Raw genomic sequence first — 25,357 nt, 5'->3', positions numbered from 1 at the left:
AGCCCGATTGCAATTCGGCGCATCCTGCAACGTCAGACTTGCGTGGACCTGTGTTCTGGGGCCGCCCGTAGGGCCGCGGCGAGCCGTTGCATCGTTTCTTCAAACAGCGTTGCTCCGCCCGGCAACCAGCCGAGCGCGCGGATTTTCGCCGTGCTCATGCGATTGAGCGCCACCCTGTCGGCGGGGGGCGGCAGCACGTGCCGACAGCCGGTCTCGCGCCGGATAGGCGAAAGAATATCGCGCGTGTCGACTGATATGTCCGAGACGTTGAAGACCTCGCCGGAGATGCGGGTGCTTTCCGTCTCCAGCATCAGCCGTACCGCACGCCCGAGGTCGCGGCCGTGAACTTCCGTTCCTACACGCGAAACAACCGCCCGGCCGGCGAGATAATCGGCGGTAAGCCCGTCCCATTTGTTCGGCGAGAGATCGCCGTAGATCCCGGTCGCCCTCAGGCTCACGCCGGCAAAACCCGGCGTGGAGAGGTGGGCAAGCGCGCGTTCGGCATCGAGCTTGACCTGGCCGTAGAGCGTTTCGGGCTTGGCCAGCATGGTTTCCGCCAGCTCGGTTCCCTCGGGATGTTCGCCATAGGCGGCGCGGCTGGACAGGAAGACGCAGCGGCGTGTGCCGGCGCGTTTGGCGGCTTCGAAAAGCCGGACGGTGCCGTCGAGGTTCAGCCTGTGGAAATTCTTCGGATCGTTCCCCTCGCCGCCGCGATATTTGCCCGGAACATGGCTCAAGGCGGCGTGGACGAAGAAATAGGCATCGTCGAAAACACCGATCTGATCCTTGTCGGGATCGAGCGAAAGCGCTGCGAAATCGACCGGGCGCGAGAAGAGGCGGGGCAGCGGCGCACAGCGCCCTCCGACGATCACCTGATATCCGCCAGCCAGCAGCTCCTCGACGACATACCGGCCGACGAGACCCGTTCCGCCAGATACCAGTACCTTCATGCTGCCCCTTCCGGATTATCCAGCGCCGTGATCTCGGGCACATCGCCGTCATCGTGGAAACGGTGCCACAAATCGATCAAGGGTTGTAGTCGCGCTGCCTTGGGATGATCCTTTTCCCACGGTTTTTCATATTGGTAATGCAGGATCGAAATGTTCTTCCAGTCCCAAAGCTCGGGCATGGTGAACCATACATATTGCAGCATGTTGAAATAAACAGGCAGGCCGTGCCAATCCGGGAAGAAAGTCTCGAGAAACGTCTGATCGGTGCGCCGCCAGAAAACGTCTGCCGTGTCGAGCCTTTCGAGCATGTGCCGGAATGTGTCATGCGACGGCGTGGCGACGAAGACGCCGGAATTCATGCGGCGAAAGTCGGCGAGGTTTTCATAGACATTCGGGGCGGCGGAGAATTCCGGATAGTGGAAGAGCCTGTCGACGTTCTTCAGTACGAGGGCGTCTGCATCGATGAAGACGCAGCGCTCATATTCGACAAGCTGCCACAGCCTGAGCTTGCAGAAATTGTCGAGCGGCGAATGAAAATCCGGTTTGCGGCCCTTGGTGAAGGGGGCCGCCGAATGGAGCTGGCCACGGGCATGGCGTTCGTTGAAGGCAGCTGACAGCGGCAAATGCTCGACCTCGATCAGGCGGCAGTCGAGGGTTTTGAGCGGGACGAGGGCGGTGGCATCGACGCCGCCGGTGTGGAGAACGACGATGTCGGCGGTGGTGTCGGTGCGGCGCAGCGAATTCGCCAAGGCGGTGGCGCCCATGGCGTAGTCGGCGTTGGTGACGAGGGTGATATAGGCGAAATGGGCTGGTTTTTCGCTGGCGCTCGTCATGTCGCCGCTCATGATACCGACTTCAGCCGCTTGCCTTCGGGATCGTGATTGATCGTCGCGGCGATGTCCTTGGTCCAGGCGGAGACGGCCGGCACGCGCGAGCGGTCGACGCGATAGGCGAATTTCTTCGCGACATCGACGATCTCGCCGAGCAGGCCCGCTTCCAGCGTGATCGGTTCGAGGCCGAGATCGCGGAATTTTTCGTTCCGGACGATCAGCTCGTTCTCGGCAGCTTCCTTGCGCGGGTTGGGCAGCCAGGCGATCTCGGCGCCGCTGATCCCCGCGATCATCTCTGCGAGGTCGCGCACCCGGTGGGTTTCGGTCATCTGGTTGAAGATCTCAACGCGCGCGCCGCGAGCCGGCGGGTTCGCAAGCGCCAGCTCGATGCAGCGCACCGAATCCTGGATGTGGATGAAGGCGCGGGTCTGGCCGCCGGTGCCGTGTACCGTCAGCGGATAGCCGATCGCCGCCTGGATCAGGAAGCGGTTCAGCACCGTGCCGTAATCGCCGTCGTAGTCGAAACGGTTGATGAGCTGTGCGTGGCGGCGCGTCTGTTCGGTATGGGTGCCCCAGACGATGCCCTGGTGCAGATCGGTGATCCTGAGACCATCATTCCTCGCATAGAACTGGAAGAGAAGCTGATCCAGGCACTTGGTCATGTGGTAGATCGAGCCGGGGTTGGAGGGATAGAGGATCTCCTGGCTCACCGTCTCGCCGCCTTGAGTTTCGATGCCGACCGGCAGGTAGCCCTCTGGGATGGCAGCGCCGACCGTCGAGTAGCCGTAGACGCCCATGGTGCCGAGATGGATGAGATGGGTATCGAGATTGAGCTCGGTCAGCGCGTTCAGCAGGTTGTGCGTGGCGCTGACATTGTTGTTGACCGTGTAGTTCTTATGGCGGTCGCTCTTCATCGAATAGGGTGCGGCCCGCTGCTCGGCAAAATGGATGACGGCATCCGGACGGTGTTCGGAAAGCCAGTTCTTCAGCAGTTCGTAGTCCTTGGCGAGATCGATCAGATTGAAGTGGATGCGGCGTCCGGTTTCGACATGCCAGATGCGGGTGCGCTCCTGGATCGAATCCATCGGTGTCAGCGACTGAACGCCAAGTTCCGTGTCGATCCAGCGGCGTGAGAGATTGTCGAGGATATGAATGTCATGTCCGGCATCGGAGAGATGCAGCGACGTTGGCCAGCCAATGAAACCGTCTCCGCCCATAACCGCAATCTTCATCACATCGTCTCCTTATCGGTCACTCAATGTCGGGAATAGTTAGGAATTATGACAATCATTCAATGCTTGCCTGTCAGGAAGCGTTGCGCCAAAGAGGGCACCTCAGTTTGGAGAAAATTATGACGGAGCGCCCTTTTTCCATTTCGGGAGAGCTGACCGAGGCCGGGCATCGCCTTGTCCAGCGGGTCTATTATGAGGATACGGATTTCTCCGGCCTGGTCTATCACGCCCGCTATCTGCATTTCCTGGAGCGTGGCCGCACCGATTATCTGCGTTGCCTCGGCGTCGAGCAGCGCGAACTCGTCAGCGCCGACGAGGAGGGCCTGGTCTTCGTCGTCCACCGCATGGAGATCGACTTCAAGAGCCCGGCGCGCATGGACGATGTGCTGACGATCCTGACGCACACGGAAAAGGCCGGCGGCGCCAAGATGGTGCTCAATCAGCAGATCCGATCCGGCGAGACGCTGCTGATTGCCGCCAAGGTGATCATCGCCGTCATCAACGCCAGAGGGCGGCCGCGGCGGCTGCCGGAAACGCTGGCGGTGAAATTCCTGGAAGGCAGCACGCCGCTATAGCCGCGAATCGCCCGGAATTCGGGCTTGTAAAAACTTGATCTTTATGTGAAGGAATTCCCCGCGCCGCAGGATGAGCGCTCTTTCGGCAGCCGGATCTTGCTCCGGTCAAGTAGTCCATGGGATGAAATCTTCCAAACACAGGCTTGCTGTCACAGTCCGGCACTAACGATCTATTAACCATAATAGTGTCTTACTGGGAAAGTCGGAGTTTGTGCGGTGCACGCCTTCCTTTGACCAAATTTGACGGCAAGAAGGCGGAAGATGAGCTTGGAAGCTTGACCAGGGCTTTGGGCGGCGGCCACCGGACACTTCTTGCGAGATCAATTTGTGCCGCCCGGTCCAGCACCGGGCGTTTGGATTCGGGGATTTTGGATCAATGGAACAAGTAGGATTGGCAGCAGCAACGACGGACGTCAGCCTCTGGTCGCTTTTCATGCAGGCCGGCATCGTCGTCAAGCTCGTCATGCTCGGGCTTATCGCAGCCTCGGTGTGGACCTGGGCGATCGTTATCGACAAATACCTGGCCTATGGCCGCGCACGGCGCCAGTTCGACAAATTCGAACAGGTGTTCTGGTCGGGCCAGTCGCTGGAAGAACTCTATCGCTCGCTGTCGGAGCGCAACAATACCGGGCTGGCATCGATTTTCGTTGCGGCCATGCGGGAATGGAAGAAATCCTTCGAACGCGGCGCCCGCTCACCGATCGGCCTGCAGATGCGTATCGACCGGGCGATGGACGTGACGCTTGCCCGTGAGACCGAATTTCTCGGCGCCCGCCTTGGATCGCTGGCAACGATCGGTTCGGCCGGCCCGTTCATCGGTCTCTTCGGCACGGTCGTCGGCATCATGACCTCGTTCCAGGCGATCGCAGGTTCGAAGTCGACCAACCTTGCGGTTGTCGCACCCGGTATCGCCGAAGCGCTGCTTGCCACCGCGATCGGTCTCGTCGCCGCTATTCCGGCGGTTATCGCCTACAACAAGTTCTCTGCCGATGCCGGCAAGCTCTCGGGCCGCATGGAAGGTTTCGCGGATGAATTCTCCGCCATACTTTCGCGCCAGATCGACGAGAAGCTACAGCCGCGCGCTGCCGCTCAGTAACCAACGGAGTATACTGACATGGGTATGGCTGTTGGAGGCAATGACGGCGGGGGCGGCAGACGCCGCCGTCGCGGCGGTCGGAACAGGGCCGTAATCTCCGAGATCAACGTGACGCCGCTCGTCGACGTCATGCTCGTGCTTTTGATCATCTTCATGGTCGCGGCACCGATGATGACCGTTGGCGTGCCGATCGACCTGCCGGAGACGCAGGCCAAGGCGCTGAATTCCGAGACGCAGCCGATCACCATCTCCGTCAAGAACGACGGCGAAGTGTTCCTGCAGGAAACGGCGATTCCGGCCGCCGAGATCGCCGCCAAGCTCGAGGCGATCGCCACCACTGGTTACAACGAACGGATCTTCGTGCGCGGCGACGCGACAGCGCCTTACGGCGTCATCGCCGACGTCATGGCCCGTATTCAGGGCGCAGGCTTCAAGAATATCGGCCTCGTGACGCAGCAGAAGAAGGACCAATAGCGTTCAAGATGAAGACCAGCGTCGTCACATCTGCTGTTCTGCACTGCCTGGTGCTTACCTGGGCGATGGTGTCGCTCAGCGCGCCGGAATCCTTCAAGGTGGAGGATTTCGAGGCGATGCCGGTCGATCTGGTGCCGGTGGAATCCATTACCCAGATGCAGCAAGGCGACAAGAAGGCTCCGAAGAAGGAGACTTCCGCACCCGTGCCGACGACACGTCCGCCGATCGCGCAGCCGGCCGAGAACGCCGGCGACAACAATGTCGACCTGAAGACGCCGCCCGTTCCGAACGCCAAGCCCAGCAATAGCGAGGCTGCCGCGGCGAATTCGAGCGACAAGCCGATGCCGAAAACCGATCCAAAGCCGAATGATGTCAAGGATATCGTCAAGGAGGAAACGGAGGTCGAACAGCCGAAGGAGGTCGCTTCCATTCCGCCGCCGAAGCCCGTCGAAGTGACGCCGCCGAAGCCCGAGGAAAAACCGCCGGAAGAGCAGGCCAAGCCGGAGGAGCCGCCGAAGCCCGATGCCGAGGCGCTGCCGGACAATGTGCCGACACCTGTCGCCAAGCCGCAGATGAAGCCGCCGGAACCGCAGAAGCCGGCCGAAAAGCCGCCGGAAAAGACCCCGGACCAGCCGAAAACCGCCGACACGCCGACCGACAAGAAGAAGGCGGACAAGAAACAGGAAACAGCGAAGTCCGCTTCATCGATGAAGAGCGACTTCAATGCCGACCAGATTTCGATCTTGCTGAACAAGACCGATCCTTCTGCCGGGGGCGCCAAGCGCTCGACGCAGGAAGCATCGCTGGGCGCGAAGAAGAGCAACGGCGGCTCGAAACTCAGCCAGAGCGAAGAAGATGCGATGCGCAGCTTGATCGAGGGCAATTGGCTTGTCACGCCCGGAATGGAAGGCCTTTCCGGCTTGGTTGTTACGGTGCATTTCAAGCTGGGCAGAGACGGCAACATCATTGGTGAGCCGGAGATAGAATCGTCTGGTGGGAGCAGCAGCGATTCGACGCGTCGTGCGCTGGAAAGCGCTGCTTACCGTGCCGTGATGAAATCGGCTCCCTCGTTTTCTTCGACTCTTCCGATGGACAAATATGAAGCTTGGAATGAGGTCGTTCTTAACTTCGATGCGAGCAGCCTGGGAATCTAGATGCCTAGGAGCCGAGCTTCCAAAGATAAATACAATGCTTGGAAGGAAGTTATCTTGCACTGTCCTACTAGCAAACTGAATTCATGAAGTGCTGAAAGGCTTATTTGATATGGTCAAGTGTTCCCTCATCCGCGCTCTGATGGTCATTGCAGGCCTGTTTGGGGTCGCAGCCTTTACGACTCCGGCGAACGCGGTGCTTACCCTCGATCTTCGAAAAGGTAACGTTCAGCCGTTGCCGATCGCGGTGACCGACTTCCAGGGCGATATGGGCGCGCAGGTATCGCAGGTGATCGCCGCCGACTTGCAGCGGTCCGGTCTCTTCGCACCCATCAACAAAACCGCCTTCATCGAGAAGATTTCTAATCCCGACGCTTCGCCGCGCTTCGAGGACTGGAAGGTCATCAATGCACAGGCGCTGGTCACCGGCCGGGTTACCAAGGAAGCGGATGGCCGTCTTCGCGCCGAATTCCGGCTCTGGGACCCGTTCGCCGGGCAGCAGATGACCGGTCAGCAGTTCTATACGCAGCCGGAGAACTGGCGCCGCGTGGCTCACATCATCGCCGACGCGATCTACAAGCAGATCACCGGGGAAGAAGGTTATTTCGATACCCGCGTCGTCTTCGTCTCCGAATCCGGCACCAAGCAGCAGCGCAAACGCCAGCTGGCGATCATGGATCAGGACGGCTTCAACGTGCGTATGCTGACGGATGGCAGCGATCTCGTGCTGACGCCGCGCTTCTCGCCGAGCCGGCAGGAAGTCACCTACATGTCCTTTGCCAACCAGCAGCCGCGGGTCTATCTGCTGCAGCTGGAAACCGGGCAGCGTGAGGTCGTCGGCAATTTTCCCGGCATGACCTTCTCGCCGCGCTTTTCGCCGGATGGCCAAAAGGTGATCATGAGCCTGCAGCAGGACGCCAATTCCAACATCTATACAATGGACCTGCGCTCGCGCACGACGACGCGCCTGACCTCGACGGCTGCGATCGACACTTCGCCGTCCTATTCGCCTGACGGCGCGCGCGTCAGCTTCGAAAGCGACCGCGGCGGAAAACCGCAGATCTATGTGATGAATGCAGATGGCTCGGGCCAGACCCGTATTTCCTTCGGCGACGGTTCCTATTCGACGCCGGTCTGGTCGCCACGAGGCGATCTCATTGCCTTCACCAAACAGGCCGGCGGCAAGTTCTCGATCGGCGTGATGAAACCGGATGGTTCGGGCGAGCGCATTCTGACGACCGGCTTCCATAACGAGGGCCCGACCTGGGCGCCGAACGGACGTGTGCTGATGTTCTTCCGGCAGGCGGCAGGTGCCGGCGGTCCGCAGCTCTATTCGATCGATTTGACCGGCTACAACGAGCAGCTTGTGAAGACGCCGAGCTACGGTTCCGACCCCGCTTGGTCGCCGCTTATGGAGTAGGCAATGCGCTTCTGCCTTCATGTCGTCCCAAAGTCATGGAATCGAGCGACCAAGGGACAAATCAGTAATTCGTTAACCACAATTTTTGAGGGGCGGTTAACCGAGTGCGGTTACTGTCCGGAAACCCTGATGAACCCGCAAGGAGACCGGCCATGAGCCGAATTCATACCCCGGCAATGAGCCGCATGCAGAATTTCGCCCGCAACCCCGTCATGATCGCGCTTGTCGCCGGTCTCGCGCTTGCGAGCTGCGCCAAGAAGCCGCCGAACAGCGCCGGCGATCTCGGCCTCGGCTCCGGCGCGGGTGGCTCCGCAACGCCGGGCTCGGCCCAGGACTTCACGGTCAATGTCGGCGACCGCATCTTCTTCGATACCGACTCCTCGTCGATCCGTGCCGATGCTTCGCAGACGCTCGACCGTCAGGCCCAATGGCTCGGCCGCTACCCGAACTACCAGATCACCGTCGAAGGCCATGCCGACGAACGCGGTACGCGCGAATACAACCTCGCGCTCGGTGCCCGCCGTGCGGCCGCCGCCAAGGATTATCTTGCTTCGCGGGGCGTTCCGGCGCAGCGCCTGAAGACGATTTCCTACGGCAAGGAACGTCCGGTTGCCGTCTGCGACGATATTTCCTGCTGGTCGCAGAACCGCCGCGCAGTCACGGTTCTCGGCGGCGCCGGCATGTAATTGCCGACTTAGTTCGCTTTCGGAAGGCGGTCCCATCAGGGGCCGCCTTTTCTTTTTGACCACACTTTGGCCAGACTCCGTTGCTTTTTGACAGCAATTGGAAAAATCTCCTGCTCGTGTCATCGAGGCGCGAAGAATCACTGGGACAGGACGATACATATGAAGAAACTTGTCGTGGCAGGCATGCTGTGCCTCGCGGCCGTGACCGGGAGCGAGCGGACGGCCTATTCGGCCTCGTTCTTCGGGCTGCATCTCGGCGGTCGATCCGCGGAAAACCCGTCGGCGCTGCCGGTCGTCAAGGTGCAGAGCGGCGATGCCGAGGTCCGCGTGCAGCAGCTCGAAGAGCAACTGCGGCAGCTGAACGGCCGGATCGAGGAGATGAGCTTCCAGCTGCTGCAGATGCAGGAGACGATCCGCAAGCAGCAGGAAGACAATGAATTCCGCTTCCAGCAGTTGGAAAAGACGGGTGCCAGCGGCGGCGGTGCCAAGGCTCCTGTCAAGAAGAGCGAGACCGACGTCGCTCCGGCAGCTTCCGGCGGCGATGACATCGCCAAGGTGATCCAAGCACCGCAGGGAGCCGAAACGGCTCCCTCCACCGACGTGCCTGCCAATAGCGGCCTCGGCCAACCGCCGAAGGAGCTCGGCTCGATCGATTTCGATCAGAAGGGCAATGCGATCGGCGGAAGTGTCGATGAAAATGCGGGGATCGGCTCCGGCCCGGTTCCCAATACCGCTAATCCGCAGCAGACCGCATCGCTCGGTGGTGAAGCGGACCAGTACAAGTCGGCCTATGGTCACGTCTTGTCCGGCGATTACAGCACGGCCGAACAGGAATTCACCCAGTACATCACCCGCTACCCGAGCAGCGCGCGGGCGGCGGACGCCAATTTCTGGCTTGGCGAAGCGCTCTATTCGCAGGGCAAGTACAATGAGGCGGCCAAAACCTTCCTCAATGCACATCAGAAATACGGCACATCAGAAAAGGCGCCTGAAATGCTGTTGAAACTCGGCATGTCGCTTGCTGCGCTCGACAATACCGAGACGGCCTGTGCGACGCTGCGCGAAGTCTCGAAGCGTTATCCCAAGGCTTCGCGTGCCGTCATAAGCAAGGTTGCGAGCGAACAGAAGCGCCTCGCCTGCTAAGGTCTTCCGGCATGTCTCCGGAAGTCCGATCGCCGCAAGAGGCGATCCTCCAGTTTCTCTCGTCCCTTCAAAGCCCTGCACGCATTCTCGTCGCGATATCGGGCGGAAGTGATTCCACCGGCCTGCTTCTCCTCCTCGACGAAGCCGTGAAGGCCGCGCCTCATCTCAAAATATCCCTATGCGCTGCGACCGTCGACCATGCGTTGCGCGCCGGCTCCGCAGACGAGGCGCATACAGCTGCAGCCCTCTGCACATCACGCGGCATTCCCCACACCATCGCGACCTGGCAGGGCGACAAGCCGAGAACCGGCATCATGGCCGCGGCCCGCGAGGCGCGTTACGGCCTTCTGGCCGAAGCGGCGGCAGCGTTTGGCGCCGATCTCATCGTCACCGCCCATACACTCGACGACCAGCGCGAAACACTTGCCATGCGCGGCATGCGAACGGAGCAGGCCTCGACCGGCATTGCCGATGCGGTGCTCTTCAACCGGCATTTTTGGGTCCTGCGGCAGCTTCTCTTTTCCAGCCGGGCGGATATCCGCTCTTTCCTGAAAGAGCGGGGCGTGCCGTGGATCGACGATCCGAGCAATGAGGATGTGAAGTACGAGCGCGTGCGAATCCGCCGGCAGCTGTCGGCCGGTGCGGGTCCGGAGAAAAATATCCGCAGGGCCTGGGAAGAGCGACTGGCGCTTTCGGCCAAGGCCGCGGAATGGCTGGACCGTCATTTCAGGCTTCACGGCGGCCTGCTCGGGCAGGTGATGCCTGACGGGTTGCGGCGGGATCGGGCAGTCCTCGACTATGCGCTCGGCCGTCTGACAGGCGTTTTCGGCGGGCAGCCGTTTGCCCCGGGGAGGGCGCATATGGAGCGTATCCTTGCATTTGCCACCGGCAGCCAGCCGGCACGGATGACCGCCGGCAGGGTGGTGTTCGATCTCAGGCGTGACGGGCTTTATCTCACACGCGAAAGCCGGGGGATTTTGCCGCTGGTGTTGCGGCCGGGAGAGGCGGGTGTTTGGGATGGGAGGTTTTTTGTGCGCAACGGAGTGGCCAGACCAATCGTCGTCGAGGCCGCATCACACTCCCCCTCATTCCTGTCCCTCGGGTCAAGCCCGAGGACAGGAATGAGGGAACATCATTTTGAGCACCTTCCCAAGGCGGCATGGAACCGCGCCATAGCCTCAGCACCGGCTTTATCCGCCGAAGGAGCGCTTTTATCTCAGGAATATGCCCGCATGGTCGACCTCACGCCCTATTTCGCACCGTTCGACCGCTTTTTGACACGATTTGATTTCATCTTTGCCGATAGGCTTTCGGCGGTTTTCGTAACGGCGCCCTATCCGAGGCCGCCTTTAAGAAGTATTGACGGAAAAACCATCTGACCTGGGGGATCGCCTTGGCAATCGCACGGCGCAACCCTATGTTAGAAGCGAATAAGACGGTCGCCATGAGGCGGCTGTTCCAGTGCTGGGGAGTTCAATGAACCCTAACTTACGTAATTTCGCCTTGTGGGCGATCATAGCGCTTCTGCTGATCGCCCTTTTCAGTATGTTCCAGACGGCGCCGGCGCAGACGGGCTCCCGCGAAATCCCTTATTCGCAGTTTCTGCGTGAGGTCGATGCGGGCCGCGTGAAGGAAGTCGTGGTCACGGGGAACCGTCTCTCCGGAAGCTATGTTGAAAATGGCACCACCTTCCAGACCTATTCGCCCGTAATCGACGACAGCTTGCTTGATCGCCTGCAGTCTAAGAACGTCCTGGTTTCGGCCCGTCCTGAAACGGACGGTTCATCGGGTTTCCTCAGCTATCTCGGCACGCTTTTGCCGATGCTTCTGATTCTCGGCGTCTGGCTGTTCTTCATGCGGCAGATGCAGGGCGGCTCGCGCGGCGCGATGGGCTTCGGCAAGTCGAAGGCCAAACTGCTCACCGAAGCGCATGGCCGTGTGACCTTCGACGACGTCGCCGGTGTCGACGAAGCCAAGCAGGATCTCGAGGAAATCGTCGAATTCCTGCGCGATCCGCAGAAGTTCCAGCGTCTCGGCGGCAAGATCCCGCGCGGCGTGCTGCTCGTCGGTCCTCCGGGCACCGGTAAGACGCTGCTCGCCCGCTCGGTTGCCGGCGAAGCCAACGTGCCGTTCTTCACCATTTCAGGTTCCGACTTCGTCGAAATGTTCGTCGGCGTCGGCGCCAGCCGTGTACGAGACATGTTCGAGCAGGCGAAGAAGAATGCGCCCTGCATCATCTTCATCGACGAAATCGATGCCGTCGGCCGTCATCGCGGCGCCGGTCTCGGCGGCGGCAATGACGAACGCGAGCAGACGCTCAACCAGCTGCTGGTCGAGATGGACGGCTTCGAGGCAAATGAAGGCGTGATCCTGATTGCCGCCACCAACCGCCCTGACGTCCTCGACCCGGCGCTGCTGCGTCCCGGCCGTTTCGACCGTCAGGTCGTCGTGCCGAACCCAGACATCGTCGGTCGCGAGCGCATCCTCAAGGTACATGCCCGCAACGTTCCGCTGGCACCCAATGTCGATCTCAAGATTCTTGCCCGCGGCACGCCCGGGTTTTCCGGCGCCGACCTGATGAACCTCGTCAACGAAGCCGCACTCATGGCCGCCCGCCGCAACAAGCGCGTCGTCACCATGCAGGAATTCGAAGACGCCAAGGACAAGATCATGATGGGCGCCGAGCGCCGTTCCTCGGCAATGACCGAGGCGGAGAAGAAGCTCACCGCTTACCATGAGGCCGGACACGCCATTACCGCGCTCAATGTCGCGGTCGCCGATCCGCTGCACAAGGCGACGATCATTCCGCGCGGCCGTGCACTCGGCATGGTCATGCAGCTTCCCGAGGGCGACCGCTACTCGATGAGCTACAAGTGGATGGTTTCGCGTCTTTGCATCATGATGGGTGGCCGCGTCGCCGAAGAGCTTACCTTCGGCAAGGAGAACATCACGTCAGGTGCCTCCTCCGACATCGAACAGGCGACCAAGCTTGCCCGCGCGATGGTCACGCAATGGGGATTCTCTGACCAGCTCGGTCAGGTCGCTTATGGCGAGAACCAGCAGGAAGTCTTCCTCGGCCACTCGGTTTCGCAGTCGAAGAACGTTTCGGAAGCAACCGCGCAGAAGATCGACAATGAAGTGCGCCGCCTAATCGACGAAGCCTATACCCAGGCCCGTACGATCCTAACAGAAAAGCACGACGAATTCGTTGCTCTTGCCGAAGGTCTGCTCGAATACGAGACGCTGACCGGCGAAGAAATCAAAGCGTTGATCCGCGGTGAGAAGCCGTCTCGCGATCTTGGCGATGATTCACCGCCAAGCCGCTCGGCTGTTCCGAAGGCCGGCGCACGGCCTGCCACCAAGGGTGATGAGCCCGAAGGCGGCCTTGAACCGCAGCCGCATTGAGCGGCTAGCACCATCTTGAACAAGGCCGGATTTCCCAAACGGGAGACCCGGCCTTTTCCATTGGTAACGGGATATAATCATTTTTCTTGCTAATTTACGTGCTGATAGCCTCATTTTGTGGCATTCCGCTGAATTGAGGCAAGCGTGAATCACGCTCCTGAATGAACGACATTCCATGGAAGCCGGATTCGCTTGGAACGGTGCGCTGCCTTGACTGGCGCGCGGAAAAACGCAGGAGTGCAGATGAAAAGACGCTATTTCGGTACGGACGGCATTCGTGGCCAATCCAACGTCTTCCCGATGACGCCAGATCTCGCTATGCGGGTCGGCATTGCCGCCGGCACGATCTTCCGCCGCGGCAACCATCGCCACCGTGTCGTCATCGGCAAGGATACGCGTCTTTCCGGTTATATGCTTGAGAACGCCATGGTCGCGGGCTTCACGGCTGCCGGTCTCGATGCCTTTATTCTCGGCCCGATTCCGACACCGGCCGTCGCCATGCTGACGCGCTCGCTGCGCTGCGATATCGGCGTGATGATCTCGGCCTCGCACAATCCTTACGAGGATAACGGCATCAAGCTCTTCGGTCCGGATGGTTACAAGCTTTCCGACGACCTCGAAGCCGAGATCGAGGACCTGCTGGAAAAGGACCTGAACGCCCAGCTCGCCAAATCCGACGATATCGGCCGCGCCAAGCGCGTCGACGGCGTGCATGACCGCTATATCGAACATGCCAAGCGCACGCTGCCACGCGACGTGACGCTGCAGGGCCTGAGGATCGCGATCGACTGTGCCAATGGTGCTGCCTACAAGGTGGCGCCCGCCGTGCTCTGGGAGCTCGGTGCCGAGGTCGTCACCATCGGCAACGAGCCGAACGGCACCAACATCAATCTCAATTGTGGCTCCACCAGCCCGGTCGCTCTGCAGAAGAAGGTCGACGAGGTGCGCGCCGATATCGGCATCGCGCTCGACGGCGATGCGGACCGCGTCATCATCGTCGACGAAAACGGTTCGATCGTCGACGGCGACCAACTGATGGCCGTCATCGCCGAGAGCTGGGCCGAGAGCCAGCAACTGCGCGGCAACGGCATCGTCGCCACGGTGATGTCCAATCTCGGCCTCGAGCGCTTCCTCGACGAGCGCGGTATGGCGCTTGCCCGCACGCGGGTCGGCGATCGTTACGTCGTCGAGCATATGCGCCAGCACAATTACAATGTCGGCGGCGAGCAGTCGGGCCACATCGTGCTTTCGGACTACGGTACGACGGGTGATGGTCTGGTCGCAGCGCTGCAGATCCTGGCCGCGGTCAAGCGCACCGGCCGGACCGTCAGCGAGGTCTGCCGCCGCTTCGAGCCGGTGCCGCAGCTCCTGCGCAATGTCCGCATCAGCGGCGGCAAGCCGCTGGAGGATATCCAGGTGCAGAAGGCGATCGCCGATGCCGAAGCCGAACTCGCCAAAAACGGCCGCCTCGTCATTCGCCCCTCGGGCACCGAGCCACTGATCCGCGTCATGGCCGAGGGCGACGACCGCGCTCAGATCGAGCGCATCGTCAACGAGCTGATCGGCACGATCTCGAACGTTCGAACCGCCGCCTGATTCTTTGTGGACATATCGGGCTCGACGGCAAGCTTGGCGACATGGTTGGGCCGATGCTCGGAGAATGGGCGACGAGTGCGCAACCCAGCCAAATCGTCTCGTCAGATCACTTCAGAGACTTTTACTGCGGCAATCCATGTTTCCTCTACCGGAAGCTTCAAGATCTCCGGTAAATAATCGTGGTTAAGTAGCTTTTAACGTTTCCCATTCATTATCCATCCGAAGCGTATCGGTTTGGCAGCGACTTGAGCCTGCCGACTCAACGAATTTTGGAGTGGGATCCATGAAAAGAAGCTTGTCCGGCATCTTCGCCGCATTATTGATCGCGACAAACGCCTATTCCGCCGACCTCGCCCCTGCCGAGCCTATCCCGGAACAGCCGCCCGAAGTGACGGTCAGCGAAGCGACCGGCTGGTATCTGCGCGGCGATGTCGGTTATGCCTTCACCGATCTGCGCGGCGCACGCTATTTCCAGGGCAGCAATGCCAGCGAGGTCGATTTCGACCGTGCCGACCTGGACGATGCATGGACGGTCGGCGGCGGTGTCGGTTATCAGATCAACAGCTATCTGCGCACCGATCTGACGTTCGACTATCTGACGCAGGCTGATTTCAAGGGCTCGACGGTCGGGCAGTGCGGCTTCCCCTTGGTGGATTGCACTTCCAGCGACCGCTCTTCGCTGACTGCCTACACGCTGCTCGCCAACGCTTACGTCGATCTTGGCACCTATGGTTACGTCACGCCTTATGTCGGTGCCGGTATCGGCGGTTCCTATGTGAAGTGGAAGAACCTGCGTAACGTCGCCTGCGCCGATGACGGCAGCTTCTGCGACGACCAGGTCACCCATGGCGGCAAGGGCAACTGGCGCTTCACCTACGCTCTCATGGCCGGCGCCTCGATCGACGTCACCTGCAACGTCAAGGCCGATGTCGGCTACCGCTACCTGCATATCGACGGCGGCAACATGTTCGGTTATGCCGAAAACGGCGGCCCCGGCCGCGACAAGGGTCTCAGCGTCCACGAAGCCCGCGTCGGCGCCCGCTATCTGTTCGGCGGCTGCGCCCAGGCGAGCTATGAACCTCCGCCGGAAATCCCGCTGCAGCCGGCGGTCTACAAGTAAGCGCAATTCGCCTAGATCAGAGAGCCGCCCATCCGGGCGGCTTTTTGCTGCGTCAAGCGTGTCTGCGTCAAAATATCCTCTCTCTGCGACACTTCTATCTTGACTATGACGCCTGCTACCCATAGACACGGCGGCGGGACACCCTTCCCCAACGAAGGGCTTTCTATCTGAGAGGATAGCATCATGGCGAAGACCGCAAAGCCGGACATCCGTCCGCACAATACTCATTTTTCGTCTGGCCCTTGCTCGAAGCGCCCCGGTTGGTCGCTCGACGCCCTTTCCGACGCGGCTCTTGGCCGTTCGCATCGCGCGAAGGTCGGCAAGGCCAAGCTCAAGCAGGCCATCGACCTTACCCGTGAAATTCTCGACGTGCCGGCGGATTACCGCATCGGCATCGTTCCGGCGTCCGATACGGGTGCCGTCGAAATGGCGCTCTGGTCGCTGCTCGGCGAACGCGGCGTCGACATGCTCACCTGGGAAAGCTTCGGCGCCGGCTGGGTCACCGATGTCGTCAAGCAGCTGAAGCTCAAGGACGTGCGCAAGCTCGAGGCTGGTTACGGCGAGCTTCCCGATCTCTCCGCCGTCGATTTCGATCGCGATGTGGTCTTCACCTGGAACGGCACTACTTCGGGCGTGCGCGTGCCTAACGCCGATTTCATCTCTGCCGACCGCAAGGGCCTGACGATCTGCGACGCCACTTCGGCCGCTTTCGCGCAGGAACTCGATTTCGCCAAGCTCGATGTCGTCACCTTCTCCTGGCAGAAGGTTCTGGGCGGCGAGGGCGCCCACGGCGTCATCATCCTTTCGCCGCGCGCCGTCGAGCGTCTGGTCACCTATACGCCGGCATGGCCGCTGCCGAAGATCTTCCGCATGACCTCTGGCGGCAAGCTGACCGAAGGCATCTTCCAGGGCGAAACGATCAACACGCCGTCGATGCTCTGCGTCGAGGACTATATCGACGCGCTTGTCTGGGCCAAGGGCCTTGGCGGCCTCAAGGCACTGATTGCGCGCGCCGATGCCAATGCCAAGGTCATTCATGACTTCGTCGCGGCAAACGACTGGATTGCCAATCTCGCCGTCAAGGCGGAAACGGCCTCCAACACCTCGGTCTGCCTGAAGATCGTCGACAAGGATATCGCAGCGCTCGACGACGACGGTCAGGCGAATTTCGCCAAGGGGCTGGTCGGCCTGCTCGAAAAGGAAGGCGTCGCCTATGACGTCGGCCATTACCGCGACGCGCCGTCCGGCCTGCGTATCTGGGCCGGCGCTACGATCGAGGCATCCGACATGCAGAAGCTGATGCCCTGGCTTTCCTGGGCCTTCGAAACGCAGAAGGCGCAGCTCGGCCAGGCTGCCGCCTGACGTGATCGCATCCGGCTCCGCCCCAGGGCGGAGCCCAGCATTCTAATTTCATCCATCGCTGAACACTTTTGAAGGAGGCCACAATGGCACCTCGCGTTCTCGTATCCGACGAATTGTCGGAAACCGCCGTCCAGATCTTCCGCGACCGCGGCGTCGAAGTCGATTTCGAACCGCAGCTCGGCAAGGATAAGGACCGTCTGCTCGAAGTCATCGGCAAGTATGATGGTCTGGCCATCCGCTCCGCCACCAAGGTGACGGAAAAGATCATCCAGGGGGCGACGAACCTCAAGGTCGTCGGCCGAGCTGGCATCGGCGTCGACAATGTCGATATCCCGGCTGCCTCGCGCCGCGGCATCATCGTCATGAACACGCCCTTCGGCAACTCGATTACGACAGCCGAACACGCGATTGCGCTGATGTTTGCCGTCGCTCGCCAGCTTCCGGCAGCCGATACCTCGACGCAGGCCGGCAAATGGGAAAAGTCGAAGTTCATGGGCGTCGAGATCACCGGCAAGACGCTCGGCGTCATCGGTGCCGGCAATATCGGCTCGATCGTCTGCGCCCGTGCCATCGGCCTGAAGATGCATGTCGTCGCCTATGACCCGTTCCTCTCCAAGGAGCGCGCCGAGGAGATGGGCGTCACCAAGGTCGAGCTGGAGGAGCTTTTCGCCCGCGCCGACTTCATCACGCTGCATGTGCCGATGACCGACAAGACGCGCGGCATCCTCAACAAGGAAGCGCTGGCAAAGACTAAGCCGGGGGTGCGTATCATCAACTGCGCCCGTGGCGGCCTGGTCGATGAAGCAGCGCTTGCCGAAGCCATCAAGTCCGGCCATGTCGCCGGTGCCGCCTTCGACGTGTTCGAGGTCGAGCCCGCCAAGGAAAGCCCGCTCTTCGGCCTGCCGAACGTCGTCTGCACGCCACATCTCGGCGCCTCGACGACCGAGGCTCAGGAAAACGTCGCCCTGCAGGTGGCCGAACAGATGGCGGATTACCTCGTCAAGGGTGCGGTCTCCAACGCCATCAACATGCCGTCGATCACCGCTGAGGAAGCGCCGATCCTGAAGCCCTTCATCCGCCTTGCCGACGTTCTCGGCGCCTTCGTCGGGCAAGTCACCGAAGAGCCGATCAAGGAAATCGAGATCCTCTACGACGGCATCACCGCCAACATGAACACACGGGCGCTGACGAGTGCGGTGCTTGCCGGTCTCATCCGCCCACAGGTCGCCGACGTCAACATGGTTTCGGCGCCAATCATGGTCAAGGAAAAAGGCGTCGTGCTTTCCGAGGTCAAGCGCGACAAGACCGGTGTCTTCGATGGCTATATCAAGCTGACGGTGACGACCGAAAGCATGACGCGTTCGGTCGCCGGCACCGTGTTTTCGGATGGCAAGCCGCGGTTCATCCAGATCAAGGGCATCAACCTCGACGCCGATGTCGGCTCGCACATGATCTATATCACCAATACCGACGTCCCCGGCATGATCGGCTTCATCGGCACGACGCTTGGCGGTGCCGGCGTCAACATCGCAAACTTCCAGCTCGGGCGTGACAAGCAGGGCGGTGACGCCATCGCGCTGCTCTATGTCGATGGCAAGGTTGAAGACGCCGTGCTTGCGCAGTTGACGGCCAACCAGGCGATCCGCCAGGCAAAGCTGCTCACCTTCAACATCGACTGAGTTCGCCCTCCCAAGGCAAGACACGGAAAACCCGGCGCATAAATCGCGCCGGGTTTTCCTTATCAGGAACGGATGAGGCTTAGTGGTACCGGCGACGGCGGACGATCCTGCCGAGACGGGCGGCATCGTCTTCAGCCTTGGTGCGATGAAGGAAAGCGAGCCGGCTGCCGTCAAAACCCTGGAAGAATTCGTCCCAGGAAATTTCTTCCTGCGATTCCGAGGAAAAATCGACGCGGACGGTTTCGCTGTCCGGTGCGTTCTTGATACGGGCGGGATGGCCGCCGCGTTCTTCGATCCAATGTCTGATCCTGCTGTAATCCGTCGTTGCGCCCAACCTGCCCATGAAATCCTCCTCAGCAACGCAATTGCAACTTAGATCATCTGCAACGCACGATCGGCGGAATTGTTCCGGTTCATTCAAGTAAGTTTATCGAAGGCGGAAACCGCGATGGTAAACCCTCGGCTTTGCACATGCTGCAGGCGGAAGCCCAAAGTTTAAGTCTAGTATGATTCTGATTTTATTTAACTTTTCCTGGTATGCGCTTGGCATCGGCATCAACCGCGTGCGAATTCCATGGCCCCCTTGCAGAAGACCGAGCAGATCGAAGTACTGAACGACGACTTCCGGTCATTGTTTGCAACGCATCCGTCGCCGATGTGGGTCTACGATCCGATATCGCTGCATTTTCTCAGCGTCAACGAGGCGGCGGCAGCACTCTACGGCTACGGCGCAGACGAGTACCGGCACATGACGGTGCTCGATATCCGCCCCCAGCATGAGCGGGAGCGGATGATCGACGCCGTCAATGGCCGTACCGACATGGAAAAGGCAGAGCGTTGGGCTCACCTCAAGGCGAGCGGCGAGACCTTTGACGTGCTGACCTATGGCCGCGAAGTGCGTTTCGAGGGCCGAGCCGCGATCCTGGCGATCGTGCAGGACCGCACCGAGGTCAACGCAGCCAGACGTCAGATCAGCGATACGCGCTCGCTTCTCGACAGCATCGTCGACAACTTGCCGGTCGGCGTTTTTGTCAAGGACATGGAAGCGGACGGGCTTTACCTTCTTTTCAACGAGGCCTGCGGTGAAATTGTCGGCATGAGGGCGCAGGAGGTGGTCGGCCGAACCGACCGGGCGCTGTTTCCCGCCGGTCAGACAGATGCCTTTCGCGAGCAGGATCGCCGGGCCTTCGACGCCGATACGACGATCAGCTTCGAGGAGACTATGCTGCGCGCCGATGGCGTGCCACGCATCCTGCGCACCGTCAAACGCGCCTTGCCGACGCCGGAGGGCCGTGCACCGCGCTACCTGCTCGGCATCTCGCAGGACGTGACGGAGGAGCGCGCCGTCGAGGCAAAGCTTGCCCATCTTGCCATGCATGATTCCCTGACCGGCCTGCCGAACCGGGCAGCCTTTTCCAATCATATCAGCCAGCGCGCGGTCGAAGCGACCGCCGACAGCCCGATCGCGCTGCTCTATATCGACGTCGATCATTTCAAGCTTATCAACGACAGCAAGGGACATGCCGCCGGCGACGCGCTGCTTTGCCAAGTGTCGGAGCGGCTGCTGCGGCTGGCTGAGGAGGGCGATCTTGTCGCCCGTCTCGGCGGCGATGAATTCGCCATCGTGCTGGAGCTCGGCGAACCGGAGCGGGCCGGGCGTTTCGCGCAAGGGCTGTTGCAGACGCTTGCCGGCGCCTTCGATCTCGATGGCGTCCGGGAGCATGTCACCTGTAGCGTCGGTATCGCCCTGGCGCCCGCTCATGCCCGCGATGCAGACGTGCTGATGCGACACGCGGATCTGGCGCTCTATGCCGCCAAGGAGAACGGGCGTTCGACCTATCGTTTCTACGAGACGGAGATGCGGCTTGCCGCCGAGCGCCGGCATATGATGACCGCCGAGCTGTGGGAGGCGCTGGAGAAGCGCCAGTTCGAGCTGTACTACCAGCCGATCGTACAGCTCGACAATGACGACATCGCCGGCTTCGAGGCACTGATCCGCTGGCGCCACCCCAAGCGTGGGTTGGTTGCGCCGATGGAATTCATTCCGATCGCCGAGGAGACCGGCCTCATCGTGCCGATCGGCGACTGGGTGATCCGGGAAGCCTGCCGCGCGGCAGCCGGCTGGCCGACCCATTTGAGGATCGCCGTCAATCTCTCCGTCAGCCAGTTTCGACATGCAAGCCTGCTTTCGACAGTGGTCGCGGCGCTCAACGAAACGGGCCTCAATGCCGACCGGCTTGAAATCGAAATCACCGAGTCCGTGTTCCTGGCTGATGCCGATCAAAGCCTGCCGCTGCTGCGCGCACTGAAAGAGCTTGGCGTACGCATCGCCATCGACGATTTCGGCACCGGTTATTCGTCGCTGAGCTATCTCAGGTCGTTTCCGTTCGACAAGATCAAGCTCGACCGCAGCTTCGTTTCGGGCATTGAGACGGATGCCGGTAATCTCGCCATCGTCCGCGCCGTCGTCGGTATCGGTTCCGGCTTCAACGCGACGACGCTGGCCGAAGGGATCGAGACGGAAGAGCAGTTGCAGAAACTGCGCGCCGAAGGTTTCAGTGAGGTGCAGGGTTATCTGTTGGGCCGGCCGATGCCGCAGCACGACGCCGAGGTGCTGATCCACGGCCGCGCGCTGAGGGCCGCTTCGTCACGTTCATGATTTCCAAGCAGGCTTCGATGACGCCGCGACATTTGCAAATCTCGCCGCGCTCGATAGGGCGTGGTTCAGCGTCTGCGTGAATAGTTAAGTGATGACTTGACAATTGAACGTCACGACGCAATACTCAAGCCCATGCTTAACTATTCGACCATTGACGATATTCTGAAAGCCCTCGTCGAGCCGACGCGGCGGCAGATCGTCGAGCGGCTGAGCCGTGGCCCGGCCAGTGTCAGCGAGCTGGCGCAACCCTTCGACATGTCGCTTGCGGCGATCGTCCAGCATTTACAGGTGCTGGAGGAAAGCGGCCTCATCCGCAGCGAGAAGATCGGACGGGTTCGCACCTGCCGCATCGAGCCATCCGGCCTCGATCGGATCGCCGGCTGGGTGGCCGAGCGCAGAAGCCTGATGGAGCGGCGGTTCGATCGCCTGGGCGACATGCTTTCACAGCCGGCCGTAAATAACCAACGAGAGGGAAAAGAGTGATGACCGAGCAGTCCACGCAATCGACGGCCGCCGAACCAGCCGTTTCCCACGCCACCTTCGCCGTGGAGCGTGCCTATCCCGTGCCACCTGAGCGCGTCTTCTTCGCATTTGCTGATCTTGACAGCAAGCGGCGCTGGTTCGCCGAAGGCGAAGGGTGGGAGGTGCTGGAATTCACCTCGGATTTCAGTGTCGGCGGCGCCGAGTTTTCGCGCTTCCGCTTCGGTGATGGACCGGAGATCACCAACGACACGCAATACCAGAATATCGTGCCGGACGAGCGCATCGTCATCTCCTACCGGATGGCAGTGGGCGGAGTGCCGATCTCGGTCTCGCTGGCGACCATCGAATTCAGTCCCTCCGGCAGGGGCACAGTCATGACCTATACGGAGCAAGGCGTCTATTTCGACGATGCCTCGGCGGGCGCCAACCGCGAAATCGGCTGCCGCGAGCTGATGGAGGCCCTAGCAAGGGAACTTGATGTGGCCGCCTGAGAAGCAGGCATGCGGCCGGATGCCATCAAGCATTCGTCATTTTGAGAAAGGCGGGCGAAGCCGCATAATTGTCGTGGGCTGGATAGGAGGATGTGTATGAAACACTTTTCATTCTCGACGATCGGACTGGCGTTCGTAACCGCCATCATCGCCAATCCGAGCATCGCATTCGCCTGCAACAAGCTGATCGGCACCTGAGCCGCACCCCCGCTCCAAGGCGCGGCTTCGGCTGCGCCTTCTCTTCAGGCGGGAATGCGAAATATCGGTACCCGAAGGCTGCCCCTTGCGTCCACGGACAATCCTTTCTATATCGGTCCTTCATCGAGAGACGGCGGCCGATCCCGCCGAATATCGGCAAATCCGCCGCAATTGCAGCGCAAGGGCGGATCGTGACCCAAGCAGAATTTGGCACCACCGTTGAACACACTGGATTTTGACAAGCAGCCGGAAGATACCCGTGTCGTCGTCGCCATGTCGGGCGGCGTCGATTCATCGGTCGTCGCCGGCCTTCTCAAACGCCAGGGTTACGACGTGCTCGGCATTACGCTGCAGCTTTATGATCATGGCGCCGCCGTTCACCGCGCCGGTTCCTGCTGCGCCGGCCAGGATATCGACGATGCGCGTCGCGTCTGCGAAACGCTCGGCATTCCGCATTACGTGCTCGATTACGAAAAGCGCTTTCGCGAGACGGTGATCAATCCCTTCGCCGAAAGCTATGTGGCGGGCGAAACGCCGATTCCTTGCGTTTCCTGCAACCAGACCGTCAAGTTCGCCGATCTTCTGGCAACCGCCAAGGAGCTTGGCGCCGATGCGCTGGCGACCGGCCACTATATCCGCTCGGGCCTGAACCCTTCGCCCGAAAATCCCGGCCGCCGCGCGCTTTTCCGCCCGGCCGACGCCGATCGTGACCAGAGCTATTTCCTGTTCGCCACGACCCAGGAACAGATCGACTACCTCCGCTTTCCCTTGGGCGGCCTGCCGAAGGCCGAGACCCGCAGGCTCGCCGAAGAAATGGGCCTCGTCGTCGCCAAGAAGGCCGACAGCCAGGACATCTGCTTCGTGCCGCAGGGCAAATATTCCGACATCATCACCAAGCTGAAGCCGAATGCGGCACTCGCCGGTGAAATCGTCCATCTCGACGGCCGCGTGCTCGGAAGCCATGAGGGCATCCTGCACTTCACGATCGGCCAACGCCGCGGCATCGGCATCGCCACCGGCGAGCCGCTCTACGTGGTCTTTCTCGACGCCCGTTCGCGCCGCGTCATCGTCGGGCCGAAAGAGGCGCTGGAAACGCACCGCGTCTACCTGCGCGACGTCAATTGGCTGGGCGACGAGACGCTTGCGCAAGCCGCCTCCGGTAAAGGCTTCGCCTGTTACGCCAAGGTTCGCTCGACACGGGCGCCGGCACCCGCCGTGCTGCATATCAATGCGAACGGCACTTATGTCGACCTCACAGTCGGTGAGGCGGGTATCGCCCCCGGCCAGGCCTGCGCGCTTTATTCCGCACCCGGCGACAACGCCCGCGTTTTCGGCGGGGGTTTCATCGAGCGCTCCGAACGCGAACCTTCGGCGGAAGCTTCGCTGAAGGCCCTCTTGACCAGCCCCGTCGCCGCCTGAAACCGATAGGGAACAACAGGTGGTAAACCCACCGTTTTTCTCGATCATGCGCTTGACACAAAGCCGAAGCGCACCTTATAAGCCGCTCATCCCACGAGCCCGCTGCGCTTCGCGAGCAGGTGTCGTTTGGCCAGTGGCGGAGTAGCTCAGTAGGTCAGAGCAGAGGAATCATAATCCTTGTGTCGGGGGTTCAAATCCCTCCTCCGCTACCAGTCTTATCACGGACATTTCGACAGGCTGGACAGGAGCGCTTTGCTCGGTCTCGTTTGGGTCTCAGCTTTCCGGCGCGGGAAACCCCGCGCCGTCCAGGCACCAGTCAAACGATGAAATGAAAATCGTCGTATCGCGCACCATAATAATCCGGACCGCTCGTTTCTGTAATGACGGGCTCGGTGTCGAGCACAAGATAGTCGATTTTGCCCCAGGCGCTGAGATCGATCACTTGTGGTGCGTCCATGCTGTCGGCGGTCACGTTAACCGTGGTCGAGAACACGATATTGCCATTGAGATGACCTTCGATCGTCAGAACGTTGTCATAGTCCGACGTGCCGTTTGCGACGCTGAATTGCTCGATCTGGAAGGTTCCGCCATCGGCGGATAGAATGGGTGTCCAGAACACGCCGCCCGACAGAACATGGTTGCCGTCGGCTTCTTTCTGAACCGTGGCGTCGTCACCATCTCGCCAGGCGCCCCAATCGAAGCCTTTATAGCCGGTCGGGAAGTCGTATTTGCCGACATCCTCAAAATTGACGAATACGTCGCCACGTTCCGGCAAGTCGACAGCGATATTGAGCAAGCCGAAGTCCGTGGCGCCTTTGCCATCGGAAATCTTGAAATTGAACTGGTCGACGAGTTGATCCCCTGGGCCGAGCGCTGATACCACCGGGTTGGAATGATCGAGCGCATAAGTGTAACCACCGTCGGAATAGACAGTCAGCGTGCCGTATTTCCCCTCGATCGTCGTGCTCGTGGCGGGCCCGTTCGGATCGGCGGGTTGGGGAATTCGTTGTCCATTGACGAAGTTCAGGCGCACCCGATCTCCATCGACATCGGTGGAACTGGTATTTTCGAGGATGTCGCCACTGATCGGATCGTTGATATCGAAAACAGGCAAGTATACGTCAACTGCGACCGGCTTGTGGTTTGCCATTTCTACCTCCCTTGTGATGTTGTGTTCGACTATGCAACCCTGTCGGGTGGCTTGGCAATGTAAATTGCCGGAGCATGAGATTAATTCGTCTACTCCAGCCGGCAAATTCGACTGGCTGCAGCTCCCGGCACCAAATAAAGAAGGCGGCGATGACGTCGGTCCTGCTCGTAATTCAAGTGTTGGTGCTGCTGCGGTCTCGTCGGCCGTGGCAGAAGCATTCCTGGCGGGAAATAATGAC

22 protein-coding genes and 1 tRNA gene are annotated in these 25,357 nt (G+C 60.7%); 18 read left to right on the top strand and 5 right to left on the bottom strand.

All coding sequences use genetic code 11. From position 1 onward, the window contains the following. Positions 1-32: 32 nt before the first annotated feature. Genes HJB82_RS25750 through HJB82_RS25740 form a run of 3 tightly spaced genes read right to left on the bottom strand, consistent with a single transcriptional unit; the run spans position 33 to position 3,012 of the window. On the bottom strand, positions 33-950 hold the full coding sequence (locus tag HJB82_RS25750) for an NAD(P)-dependent oxidoreductase (RefSeq protein WP_221141880.1): 918 nt from the start codon (positions 948-950) through the stop codon (positions 33-35). Next, positions 947-1,783: a glycosyltransferase gene (locus HJB82_RS25745; RefSeq protein WP_221116384.1), complete on the bottom strand. Its 837-nt coding sequence runs from the start codon at positions 1,781-1,783 to the stop codon at positions 947-949. The genes HJB82_RS25750 and HJB82_RS25745 overlap by 4 nt, the downstream gene beginning before the upstream one ends. 8 nt (positions 1,784-1,791) lie before the next feature. Next, the gene (locus HJB82_RS25740; protein WP_221116383.1) at positions 1,792-3,012 is read right to left on the bottom strand and encodes an NAD-dependent epimerase/dehydratase family protein; all 1,221 of its coding nucleotides are present in this window, start codon (positions 3,010-3,012) and stop codon (positions 1,792-1,794) included. Between the two features lie 119 nt (positions 3,013-3,131). On the opposite strand from HJB82_RS25740, the gene ybgC reads away from it, so the two are divergent. From ybgC to serA, 13 genes are all read left to right on the top strand, one after another. After that, entirely contained in the window at positions 3,132-3,587 is a 456-nt protein-coding gene (ybgC, locus tag HJB82_RS25735; protein ID WP_012758853.1) for a tol-pal system-associated acyl-CoA thioesterase, read from the top strand. Positions 3,588-3,963: 376 nt separating this feature from the next. Beyond that, a complete protein-coding gene (gene tolQ / locus HJB82_RS25730) occupies positions 3,964-4,683 on the top strand; it encodes a protein TolQ (protein ID WP_221116382.1) in 720 nt (239 codons plus the stop codon). An 18-nt stretch (positions 4,684-4,701) separates the two neighbouring features. Next, on the top strand, positions 4,702-5,157 hold the full coding sequence (tolR, locus tag HJB82_RS25725) for a protein TolR (RefSeq protein ID WP_207581667.1): 456 nt from the start codon (positions 4,702-4,704) through the stop codon (positions 5,155-5,157). Between the two features lie 8 nt (positions 5,158-5,165). Then, entirely contained in the window at positions 5,166-6,311 is a 1,146-nt protein-coding gene (locus HJB82_RS25720) for a hypothetical protein (RefSeq protein WP_221141878.1), read from the top strand. 109 nt (positions 6,312-6,420) lie between these two features. Next, positions 6,421-7,728, top strand: coding sequence for a Tol-Pal system beta propeller repeat protein TolB (gene tolB / locus HJB82_RS25715; protein ID WP_207581665.1), 1,308 nt, complete (start codon positions 6,421-6,423; stop codon positions 7,726-7,728). 152 nt (positions 7,729-7,880) lie between these two features. Then, the gene (pal, locus tag HJB82_RS25710) at positions 7,881-8,414 is read left to right on the top strand and encodes a peptidoglycan-associated lipoprotein Pal (RefSeq protein WP_207581664.1); all 534 of its coding nucleotides are present in this window, start codon (positions 7,881-7,883) and stop codon (positions 8,412-8,414) included. A 159-nt stretch (positions 8,415-8,573) separates the two neighbouring features. Continuing rightward, positions 8,574-9,557 carry a tol-pal system protein YbgF gene (ybgF, locus tag HJB82_RS25705; protein ID WP_207581663.1) on the top strand — a complete coding sequence of 328 codons (984 nt, stop codon included), beginning with the start codon at positions 8,574-8,576 and terminating at the stop codon, positions 9,555-9,557. Between the two features lie 11 nt (positions 9,558-9,568). Next, on the top strand, positions 9,569-10,936 hold the full coding sequence (gene tilS, locus HJB82_RS25700; protein WP_207581662.1) for a tRNA lysidine(34) synthetase TilS: 1,368 nt from the start codon (positions 9,569-9,571) through the stop codon (positions 10,934-10,936). Positions 10,937-11,033: 97 nt separating this feature from the next. Further along, complete coding sequence (gene ftsH, locus HJB82_RS25695; RefSeq protein WP_207581661.1) at positions 11,034-12,962, top strand: ATP-dependent zinc metalloprotease FtsH; 1,929 nt, start codon at positions 11,034-11,036, stop codon at positions 12,960-12,962. Between the two features lie 243 nt (positions 12,963-13,205). Further along, positions 13,206-14,558 (top strand): phosphoglucosamine mutase, encoded by a 1,353-nt coding sequence (gene glmM, locus HJB82_RS25690; RefSeq protein WP_003582103.1) that lies wholly within the window; start codon positions 13,206-13,208, stop codon positions 14,556-14,558. Between the two features lie 283 nt (positions 14,559-14,841). Beyond that, complete coding sequence (locus tag HJB82_RS25685) at positions 14,842-15,678, top strand: outer membrane protein (RefSeq protein WP_207581660.1); 837 nt, start codon at positions 14,842-14,844, stop codon at positions 15,676-15,678. Between the two features lie 183 nt (positions 15,679-15,861). Further along, positions 15,862-17,040: a phosphoserine transaminase gene (locus HJB82_RS25680; protein ID WP_221131795.1), complete on the top strand. Its 1,179-nt coding sequence runs from the start codon at positions 15,862-15,864 to the stop codon at positions 17,038-17,040. 83 nt (positions 17,041-17,123) lie between these two features. Then, the gene (gene serA / locus HJB82_RS25675; RefSeq protein ID WP_221116375.1) at positions 17,124-18,719 is read left to right on the top strand and encodes a phosphoglycerate dehydrogenase; all 1,596 of its coding nucleotides are present in this window, start codon (positions 17,124-17,126) and stop codon (positions 18,717-18,719) included. 79 nt (positions 18,720-18,798) lie between these two features. Here the strand turns inward: serA and HJB82_RS25670 are convergent, their stop codons facing one another. After that, a complete protein-coding gene (locus tag HJB82_RS25670) occupies positions 18,799-19,062 on the bottom strand; it encodes a hypothetical protein (RefSeq protein ID WP_207581657.1) in 264 nt (87 codons plus the stop codon). 231 nt (positions 19,063-19,293) lie between these two features. Here HJB82_RS25670 and HJB82_RS25665 point away from each other — a divergent pair, with 231 nt between their 5' ends. The 5 genes from HJB82_RS25665 (at position 19,294) to HJB82_RS25645 (ending at position 24,181) form a co-directional block, all read left to right on the top strand. Then, positions 19,294-21,378: a bifunctional diguanylate cyclase/phosphodiesterase gene (locus HJB82_RS25665; protein WP_221141876.1), complete on the top strand. Its 2,085-nt coding sequence runs from the start codon at positions 19,294-19,296 to the stop codon at positions 21,376-21,378. 132 nt (positions 21,379-21,510) lie between these two features. After that, positions 21,511-21,861, top strand: coding sequence for a helix-turn-helix transcriptional regulator (locus HJB82_RS25660; RefSeq protein ID WP_207584371.1), 351 nt, complete (start codon positions 21,511-21,513; stop codon positions 21,859-21,861). Beyond that, positions 21,861-22,352, top strand: coding sequence for an SRPBCC family protein (locus tag HJB82_RS25655; RefSeq protein WP_207581655.1), 492 nt, complete (start codon positions 21,861-21,863; stop codon positions 22,350-22,352). The genes HJB82_RS25660 and HJB82_RS25655 overlap by 1 nt, the downstream gene beginning before the upstream one ends. A gap of 417 nt (positions 22,353-22,769) precedes the next feature. Next, positions 22,770-23,969, top strand: coding sequence for a tRNA 2-thiouridine(34) synthase MnmA (mnmA, locus tag HJB82_RS25650; protein ID WP_221116372.1), 1,200 nt, complete (start codon positions 22,770-22,772; stop codon positions 23,967-23,969). Positions 23,970-24,104: 135 nt separating this feature from the next. Beyond that, positions 24,105-24,181, top strand: a tRNA-Met gene (locus tag HJB82_RS25645). A gap of 104 nt (positions 24,182-24,285) precedes the next feature. Here the strand turns inward: HJB82_RS25645 and HJB82_RS25640 are convergent. Beyond that, positions 24,286-25,119 (bottom strand): VCBS domain-containing protein, encoded by an 834-nt coding sequence (locus HJB82_RS25640; protein WP_221116371.1) that lies wholly within the window; start codon positions 25,117-25,119, stop codon positions 24,286-24,288. Positions 25,120-25,357 lie beyond the last annotated feature (238 nt).

It is taken from the genome of Rhizobium sp. NZLR10 (assembly GCF_019685125.1).
Classification (GTDB): Bacteria; Pseudomonadota; Alphaproteobacteria; order Rhizobiales; family Rhizobiaceae; genus Rhizobium.
The sequence above is the reverse complement of the archived record's forward strand: the minus strand, read 5'-3'. Positions and strand labels throughout refer to the sequence as shown.

Coding starts and splice junctions, on each gene's coding strand:
- pal (WP_207581664.1), top strand. CDS start 7,881: ATGAGCCGAATTCATACCCCGGCAATGAGCCGCATGCAGAATTTCGCC.
- HJB82_RS25660 (WP_207584371.1), top strand. CDS start 21,511: ATGCTTAACTATTCGACCATTGACGATATTCTGAAAGCCCTCGTCGAG.
- HJB82_RS25750 (WP_221141880.1), bottom strand. CDS start 950: ATGAAGGTACTGGTATCTGGCGGAACGGGTCTCGTCGGCCGGTATGTC.
- ftsH (WP_207581661.1), top strand. CDS start 11,034: ATGAACCCTAACTTACGTAATTTCGCCTTGTGGGCGATCATAGCGCTT.
- HJB82_RS25655 (WP_207581655.1), top strand. CDS start 21,861: ATGACCGAGCAGTCCACGCAATCGACGGCCGCCGAACCAGCCGTTTCC.
- tilS (WP_207581662.1), top strand. CDS start 9,569: ATGTCTCCGGAAGTCCGATCGCCGCAAGAGGCGATCCTCCAGTTTCTC.
- HJB82_RS25685 (WP_207581660.1), top strand. CDS start 14,842: ATGAAAAGAAGCTTGTCCGGCATCTTCGCCGCATTATTGATCGCGACA.
- HJB82_RS25665 (WP_221141876.1), top strand. CDS start 19,294: ATGGCCCCCTTGCAGAAGACCGAGCAGATCGAAGTACTGAACGACGAC.
- HJB82_RS25670 (WP_207581657.1), bottom strand. CDS start 19,062: ATGGGCAGGTTGGGCGCAACGACGGATTACAGCAGGATCAGACATTGG.
- serA (WP_221116375.1), top strand. CDS start 17,124: ATGGCACCTCGCGTTCTCGTATCCGACGAATTGTCGGAAACCGCCGTC.
- HJB82_RS25745 (WP_221116384.1), bottom strand. CDS start 1,783: ATGACGAGCGCCAGCGAAAAACCAGCCCATTTCGCCTATATCACCCTC.
- HJB82_RS25740 (WP_221116383.1), bottom strand. CDS start 3,012: ATGAAGATTGCGGTTATGGGCGGAGACGGTTTCATTGGCTGGCCAACG.
- ybgC (WP_012758853.1), top strand. CDS start 3,132: ATGACGGAGCGCCCTTTTTCCATTTCGGGAGAGCTGACCGAGGCCGGG.
- HJB82_RS25640 (WP_221116371.1), bottom strand. CDS start 25,119: ATGGCAAACCACAAGCCGGTCGCAGTTGACGTATACTTGCCTGTTTTC.
- ybgF (WP_207581663.1), top strand. CDS start 8,574: ATGAAGAAACTTGTCGTGGCAGGCATGCTGTGCCTCGCGGCCGTGACC.
- HJB82_RS25720 (WP_221141878.1), top strand. CDS start 5,166: ATGAAGACCAGCGTCGTCACATCTGCTGTTCTGCACTGCCTGGTGCTT.
- tolR (WP_207581667.1), top strand. CDS start 4,702: ATGGGTATGGCTGTTGGAGGCAATGACGGCGGGGGCGGCAGACGCCGC.
- glmM (WP_003582103.1), top strand. CDS start 13,206: ATGAAAAGACGCTATTTCGGTACGGACGGCATTCGTGGCCAATCCAAC.
- HJB82_RS25680 (WP_221131795.1), top strand. CDS start 15,862: ATGGCGAAGACCGCAAAGCCGGACATCCGTCCGCACAATACTCATTTT.
- tolB (WP_207581665.1), top strand. CDS start 6,421: ATGGTCAAGTGTTCCCTCATCCGCGCTCTGATGGTCATTGCAGGCCTG.
- tolQ (WP_221116382.1), top strand. CDS start 3,964: ATGGAACAAGTAGGATTGGCAGCAGCAACGACGGACGTCAGCCTCTGG.